Origin of the sequence: Roseinatronobacter sp. (assembly GCF_051859525.1) — a bacterium.
Taxonomy (GTDB): domain Bacteria; phylum Pseudomonadota; class Alphaproteobacteria; order Rhodobacterales; family Rhodobacteraceae; genus Roseinatronobacter.
Window position 1 is genome coordinate 197439 of the sequence record NZ_JBHYFM010000004.1, and the last position, 7939, is coordinate 205377.

The 7939-nt window shown below is 57.8% G+C and carries 6 protein-coding genes; all 6 read left to right on the forward strand.

Annotation, left to right across the window (positions count from 1 at the left end; translation table 11 throughout):
• The first annotated feature begins 43 nt into the window (after window positions 1-43).
• The gene (gene rpoC, locus ACTIE1_RS06370; protein ID WP_439561278.1) at window positions 44-4273 is read left to right on the forward strand and encodes a DNA-directed RNA polymerase subunit beta'; all 4230 of its coding nucleotides are present in this window, start codon (window positions 44-46) and stop codon (window positions 4271-4273) included.
• Between the two features lie 104 nt (window positions 4274-4377).
• A complete protein-coding gene (locus ACTIE1_RS06375; RefSeq protein WP_439561277.1) occupies window positions 4378-5196 on the forward strand; it encodes a glycosyltransferase in 819 nt (272 codons plus the stop codon).
• Window positions 5197-5222: 26 nt separating this feature from the next.
• Window positions 5223-6122: a DMT family transporter gene (locus ACTIE1_RS06380; RefSeq protein ID WP_439561276.1), complete on the forward strand. Its 900-nt coding sequence runs from the start codon at window positions 5223-5225 to the stop codon at window positions 6120-6122.
• Between the two features lie 248 nt (window positions 6123-6370).
• Window positions 6371-6742 (forward strand): 30S ribosomal protein S12, encoded by a 372-nt coding sequence (gene rpsL, locus ACTIE1_RS06385; RefSeq protein ID WP_071479239.1) that lies wholly within the window; start codon window positions 6371-6373, stop codon window positions 6740-6742.
• Window positions 6743-6754: 12 nt separating this feature from the next.
• Window positions 6755-7225, forward strand: coding sequence for a 30S ribosomal protein S7 (gene rpsG, locus ACTIE1_RS06390; protein WP_274352817.1), 471 nt, complete (start codon window positions 6755-6757; stop codon window positions 7223-7225).
• A gap of 36 nt (window positions 7226-7261) precedes the next feature.
• On the forward strand, window positions 7262-7939 hold a 678-nt coding region (locus ACTIE1_RS06395), incomplete at its 3' end, for a GTP-binding protein (RefSeq protein ID WP_439563305.1).

The window sequence follows — 7939 nt, forward strand, 5'->3', positions numbered from 1 at the left end:
CACGCTGAACCCCCATCCCCCCGACCCTTTCAAGGAAATGATCATGAACCAGGAACTTACCACAAACCCGTTCAACCCCTTGGCCCAGACCAAGACCTTTGATCAGATCAAAGTGTCACTGGCCTCGCCCGAGCGTATTCTGAGCTGGTCCTACGGCGAGATCAAGAAGCCCGAAACCATCAACTACCGCACGTTCAAGCCCGAACGTGACGGGCTGTTCTGCGCGCGTATCTTTGGCCCGATCAAGGATTACGAATGCCTTTGCGGCAAATACAAGCGCATGAAATACCGCGGCGTTGTCTGCGAAAAATGCGGTGTGGAAGTGACCCTGCAAAAGGTGCGCCGCGAACGCATGGGGCATATCGAACTGGCCGCACCTGTCGCGCATATCTGGTTCCTGAAGTCGCTTCCGTCACGGATCGGCCTGATGCTGGACATGACGCTGCGCGATCTGGAACGCATTCTGTATTTTGAAAACTATGTCGTCATCGAGCCGGGCCTGACCGACCTGACCTATGGCCAGTTGATGAGCGAGGAAGAATTTCTTGATGCGCAGGACCAGTATGGCGCGGATGCCTTCACGGCCAATATCGGCGCCGAGGCGATCCGCGAGATGCTGGCAAATATCGACCTTGACGATGAAGCGATGCGCCTGCGCGAGGAGCTGAAAGAAGCCAAGGGCGAATTGAAGCCCAAGAAGATCATCAAACGGCTGAAAGTGGTCGAGCATTTCATCGAATCCGGCAACCGCCCGGAATGGATGGTGCTGACCGTGCTGCCGGTCATCCCGCCGGAACTGCGCCCGCTGGTCCCGCTGGATGGTGGCCGGTTTGCGACATCGGATCTGAATGACCTGTATCGTCGCGTCATCAACCGCAACAACCGCCTGAAGCGCCTGATCGAACTGCGTGCGCCCGATATCATTGTGCGCAACGAAAAGCGTATGTTGCAAGAAGCGGTCGATGCGCTGTTTGACAATGGCCGTCGTGGTCGCGTGATCACGGGCAACAACAAGCGCCCGCTGAAATCGCTGTCGGACATGCTGAAAGGCAAGCAGGGCCGCTTCCGTCAGAACCTTTTGGGCAAGCGCGTGGACTTCTCGGGGCGTTCGGTCATTGTGACCGGGCCGGAATTGAAACTGCACCAGTGCGGCCTGCCCAAGAAAATGGCGTTGGAACTGTTCAAGCCCTTCATCTATTCGCGGCTGGAGGCCAAGGGCCTGTCATCGACCGTCAAGCAGGCGAAAAAGCTGGTCGAGAAGGAACGCCCCGAAGTCTGGGATATTCTGGATGAAGTCATCCGCGAACACCCCGTTCTGCTGAACCGTGCGCCCACCCTGCACCGTTTGGGCATTCAGGCGTTTGAACCGATCCTGATCGAAGGCAAGGCAATCCAGCTGCACCCGCTTGTCTGTTCGGCCTTCAATGCCGACTTCGACGGTGACCAGATGGCTGTTCACGTTCCGCTGTCGCTTGAAGCCCAGCTTGAAGCGCGCGTCCTGATGATGTCCACGAACAACGTGCTGTCGCCTGCGAACGGCGCGCCGATCATCGTGCCGTCGCAGGATATGGTGTTGGGCCTGTATTATGTGTCGATGATGCGCGAAGGCATGAAGGGTGAGGGGATGATCTTCTCGTCAATCGAGGAAGTGGAACATGCGCTTGCGGCGGATGAAGTCCATCTGCATGCCAAGATCCAGTGCCGCGTCATGCAAATCGACGAGGATGGCAACGAAGTTTCGCGTCGGTATGAAACCACCCCTGGCCGCTTGCGGTTGGGTGCGTTGCTGCCATTGAACGCGAAAGCGCCGTTTGAACTGGTCAACCGCCTGTTGCGCAAGAAAGATGTGCAGAATGTCATCGACACCGTCTACCGTTACTGCGGTCAGAAAGAGTCGGTTATTTTCTGTGACCAGATCATGTCGCTTGGGTTCCGCGAAGCGTTCCGCGCCGGTATTTCCTTTGGCAAGGACGACATGCTGATCCCTGAAACCAAATGGACGCTGGTAAATGAAACCCGCGATCAGGTTGGCAGCTTCGAGCAGCAATATCTGGACGGTCTGATCACGCAGGGCGAGAAATACAACAAAGTTGTAGACGCCTGGTCAAAATGCTCGGATGCCGTCGCGAATGAGATGATGGCCGAAATATCGGCGGTGCGCCGCGATGATGAAGGCCGTGAACTGGAACCGAATTCGGTTTACATGATGTCCCATTCCGGCGCGCGTGGCTCGCCCGCCCAGATGAAGCAGCTTGGCGGTATGCGCGGTCTTATGGCCAAACCGTCGGGCGAGATCATCGAGACGCCGATCATCTCGAACTTCAAAGAGGGCCTGACCGTGTTGGAGTACTTCAACTCCACCCACGGGGCGCGTAAGGGTCTGGCCGACACGGCGTTGAAGACTGCAAACTCCGGTTACCTGACCCGTCGTCTGGTTGACGTGGCGCAGGATTGCATTGTGCGCAGTGACGATTGCGGCACCGAATTGTTCATCACAGCGCAAGCTGCGGTGAATGACGGCGAAGTGGTATCATCCTTGGCCGAACGGGTTCTGGGGCGTGTCGCGGCAGAAGATGTCGTGGATCCGGCTTCAGGCGAAGTGCTGGTTTCCAAGAATGCCCTGATCGATGAACGCGACGCGGATATCATCGAAGGGGCCGGAATTGCCACGGTCAAAATCCGCTCGCCGCTGACCTGCGAGGCTGAAGAAGGCGTTTGCGCCAAGTGTTACGGGCGCGACCTTGCCCGCGGCACGCTGGTGAACAAGGGCGAAGCTGTCGGCATTATCGCGGCGCAGTCCATTGGCGAGCCGGGCACCCAGCTGACGATGCGGACCTTCCATATCGGGGGTATCGCGCAGGGGGGCAGCCAGTCCTTCCAGGAATCGAATGCTGCTGGCCGCGTTGAGTTGCGCAACACCCAGACCATCGAGAATGCTGCCGGTGAATTGATTGTCACGGGGCGGTCCATGCAGATTGCCATCATCGACGAAAACAACGTGGAACGGGCTGTGTTCAAGCCCGGCTACGGGTCCAAGTTGTTCGTCAAGGATGGGGATCAAGTGGAGCGTGGCGCGAAGCTGTTCGAATGGGACCCCTATACCCTGCCGATCATCGCGGAAACCAACGGTAAGACACGTTTCGTGGACCTGATTGCCGGTCTGTCGGTGCGTGACGAAACCGATGAAGCCACAGGCATGACACAGAAGATTGTCACGGACTGGCGGTCGGTGCCCAAAGGTGGCGACCTGAAGCCCGAAGTCATTCTGATGGACCCTGAAACCGGCGACCCCGTCCGCAACGAGCAGGGCAATCCGGTAACCTATCCGATGTCGGTTGACGCCATTTTGTCGATCGAGGACGGGCAGGATATTCTGATTGGTGACGTTGTTGCGCGTATCCCGCGTGAAGGTGCCAAGACCAAGGACATCACCGGTGGTCTGCCGCGTGTTGCCGAACTGTTCGAGGCGCGTCGCCCCAAGGATCACGCGATCATCTGTGAACTGGACGGCTATGTGCGCTTTGCCAAGGACTACAAGAACAAGCGCCGTATCCGCATCGAGCCTATCGATGAAACGCTGGAGCCGGCAGAATACCTTGTTCCCAAGGGCAAGCATATTCCGGTGCAGGAAGGCGACTTCGTGCAGCGCGGGGATTACATCATGGACGGCAACCCTGCGCCACATGACATCCTGCGTATTCTGGGTATCGAGGCGCTTGCAAACTACCTGATCGACGAAGTGCAGGACGTGTATCGTCTGCAAGGCGTGAAGATCAACGACAAGCATATCGAGGTGATTGTGCGGCAGATGCTGCAGAAATGGGAGATCCTCGACAGTGGTGAAACCACGCTGCTGAAAGGCGAGCATGTCGACAAGATCGAGTTTGACGAGGCAAATGCCAAGGCCATGGCACATGGTATGGAAGTTGCGCGCGGCGAACCGATCCTGCTGGGCATCACCAAAGCCAGCTTGCAGACACGCAGCTTCATTTCTGCGGCAAGTTTCCAGGAAACGACGCGTGTGCTGACCGAAGCATCGGTGCAGGGCAAGCGCGATCATCTGGTCGGCCTGAAGGAGAACGTGATCGTGGGTCGCCTTATTCCGGCGGGCACGGGTGGCGTTGTCAATCAGGTGCGCCACATCGCGGGTGAACGCGACCGCAAGGTGCTGGAAGCACGCCGCGCGGAAGCCGAAGCGGCGGCAGCCCTGGCGGCGCCCGCCCCGGTAGAGCGTTCGGAAGCCGATATCGTCTTTGGCAAACGCGACGACTAAGCGACACGTCTGAAAACACGAAAAGCCCCCGTAGCTGTTGCTGCGGGGGCTTTTCTTTTTCCGACCGCTCGGGCATCACTTATGAATGTGTTAAGGAGCGTGGCATGCCCCCTGAATTTTCCCCGCAAATCATTATTGTGATCCGGTTTTCCTATGTTGCACTCTCGGGGTTCCGCCTTAGCAGGAACGGGGAAGGGGACGTCCGAAAGGCATTGTATGCGACCGAACGGCTGGAACGGCGGTTTCGTCTGTTCGAGGCCCTGACCCTGCCGTCCCTGCTGGCGCAGACCGATCAGGATTTCACAACCGCAGTCCTGATCGGGGCTGATTTCCCCCGCACTTGGCACCAGCGATTGCAGGACGTGATGCGCCCGCTGGCTGGCGCGCGGATCATCCCGTTGCCGCCCCTGAACAATTTCAAATCGACCAAGAAGGTGCTGGACCAGTGCACCCGCCCCGACACGTCGCATGTGGTGTCCATGCGTCTGGATGATGATGATGCCATCAGCGCCGACTGCATTGCGGAAACCAAACGGATTGTTCCACCCCTGCTTCAGATCTCCGGTCCTGAAAATCCCGCGATCATTGCGTTCAATCACGGGCTGTTTCTGGAATTGGGGGCAGGGGGCAATACGCTTTATGGTGTGCATGAAAAGACACCACTGGGCATCGGCATGTCGCTGGTTGCCCAGCGTGGCGCGCGGCCCACGATCTTTTCAATGGATCACCGCATGGTCCATACGCGCTGGAACTGCTTTACCGACGGTGTGACGCCGCGTTTTATCAGGACCGTACACCGCGACAATGATTCAAGCGGGTTCATGTCAGGCACCCGCGTTGACCTGCCAGATGATGAGCTGGACAGGATTCTTTCGGCAGGATTTCCCTTCTCGCGCCAGACGCTGATGTCACTTGGCGGGTAGCGGGATGCATGACCTAAGGGGCGACCATGAAAGATGACAATACCCGCGCGGCCCTGTTCATGCTGTTCGGGTCAAGTGCGTTTGCGATCAACGATACCTTTCTGAAATTGCTGGGTGATGAACTGACCGCGTTCCAGATACTGGCCATGCGGGGTGCCATTGTGACGGCCCTGTTCGGTGTGTTGGTCTGGCGCAGTCGTATCACCTTCGCGCAGCTTGGCCCGCGCGACCGGCGGCTGTTGATTCTGCGGTCCAGCGCCGAGGCATTGGCGGCCTATTTCTTCTTCAATGCGTTGTTCAACATGCCGCTGGCTAATGTCACGGCCATTCTTCAGGTGGTGCCGCTGGCTGTCGCGCTGGCTGCATGGCTGTTTCTGCGCGAACCCTTGGGCTGGCGCAGGTTAAGTGCGATTCTGGTCGGGTTCTGCGGCGTCTTGCTGATTGTGCGACCGGGTGGTGCGGATTTTGGCGCACCCTCGGTTTTTGCACTGCTGACGGTCGGGATGGTTACGATCCGCGATTTGTCCACCCGTGTCATGGCCAAGAATGTCCCGTCATCCCTTGTTGCCTGCACGACTGCGCTGGGTGTCACATTGTTCGGGCTTGTTGGTGCGGTGACGGAAACATGGGTCATGCCTGGCGCTGTTGCATGGGGCTGGCTGGCGGGCACGGTGGTGTTTTCCTTCATCGGCTATTACTTGATTGTTCTGGCCATGCGCACGGGGGAACTGACCTTCGTTGCGCCCTTCCGCTATGCGGGATTGTTGTCCGCGCTGATGCTGGGCTGGTTCGTGCTGGATGAATGGCCCGACAGCCTTACGTTCGTCGGGGGTGGGGTGGTTGTCATAACGGGCATCTATACATTGTACCGTGAACGGCGGCACAAGCAGCGAATGGCGGCAGCATCCCTGACATCGAGCGGGTAGCTGTTGACAACCCCAGCGACTCCCCCTATACGCGCGATAACCTTGCCCGCAGGCCGTTTGGTGCGCGTGGTCAGGCATACGAATTTTAGTGGTCAAGATCCGGGTGTATGCCCCGATCCTCTGGAATTCCACCGCGGCGTCCCCAATGGGGCGCAAGCGGTTTTGTGCGTTCTGTCGATTCGGCAGGTGCATACGATAGAGAGGCGTGCAAGCGCCATGTAACACGGGTTGAAACGGGAAGAACCGGAATGCCAACGATCCAACAGCTGATCCGCAAGCCGCGGCAGCCTAAAGTCAAGCGCTCCAAGTCGCAGCATCTGGAGCAATGCCCCCAGAAACGCGGCGTGTGCACGCGCGTCTATACCACCACACCTAAGAAGCCGAACTCGGCCATGCGAAAGGTTGCAAAAGTGCGCCTGACGAATGGGTATGAGGTCATCAGCTATATCCCGGGTGAAAAGCACAACCTGCAAGAGCACTCGGTCGTGCTGATCCGTGGCGGTCGCGTAAAAGACCTTCCCGGTGTGCGCTATCACATCCTGCGCGGTGTTCTGGATACTCAGGGCGTCAAGGATCGTAAGCAGCGCCGTTCGAAATACGGCGCGAAGCGTCCGAAGTAAGGAGAGTCCCAGATGTCTCGTCGTCACGCCGCTGAGAAGCGCGAAATCCTGCCCGACGCCAAGTTCGGGGATAAGGTTCTGTCGAAATTCATGAATAACCTCATGATCGACGGTAAAAAATCGGTTGCGGAATCAATTGTTTACAACGCGATGGACCGCGTTGAAGGCAAGCTGAAACGCGCCCCTATCGAAGTGTTCCACGAAGCGCTCGAAAACATCAAACCCTCGGTCGAGGTTCGTTCTCGTCGTGTTGGTGGTGCAACCTATCAGGTTCCGGTCGAAGTCCGCCCCGAGCGCCGCGAAGCGCTGGCGATTCGCTGGCTGATCAAGGCCGCACGCACCCGTAATGAAAACACGATGGAAGAGCGTTTGGCAGGCGAGCTGGTTGACGCAGTCAACTCGCGCGGTTCTGCCGTCAAGAAGCGTGAAGATACCCACAAGATGGCCGATGCCAACAAGGCATTCAGCCACTACCGTTGGTAAACTTCGACCACTCGTCAAGCCAAAGGACCTAACACCATGGCACGCGAATACCCCCTTGAGCGCTACCGCAACTTCGGGATCATGGCGCATATCGACGCTGGCAAGACCACGACGACCGAGCGGATTCTGTTCTACACCGGCAAGTCGCACAAGATCGGCGAAGTTCATGATGGCGCGGCCACCATGGACTGGATGGAGCAAGAGCAAGAGCGTGGGATTACCATCACCTCTGCTGCGACCACCACTTTCTGGGAAAAAACCATCGACGGTTCAACGCCCCTAAGCGAAAAGCACCGTTTCAACATCATCGACACCCCGGGCCACGTTGACTTCACCATCGAAGTCGAGCGTTCGCTGGCTGTGCTTGATGGCGCGATCTGTCTTCTGGACGGTAACGCCGGTGTTGAGCCGCAGACTGAAACCGTGTGGCGTCAGGCTGACCGTTACAAGGTTCCGCGGATCGTGTTCGTCAACAAGATGGACAAGATCGGTGCGGATTTCTTTAACTGTGTGAAAATGATCAAGGACCGTACCGGCGCGACCCCGTTGCCAGTACAGCTTCCGATTGGTGCAGAAGACCAGCTGGAAGGCATCATTGACCTGATCACCATGGAAGAATGGACCTGGAAAGGCGAGGATCTGGGCGCAAGCTGGACCCGTCAGGCCGTTCGTGACGAGTTGAAAGATCTGGCCGACGAATGGCGCGCGAATCTG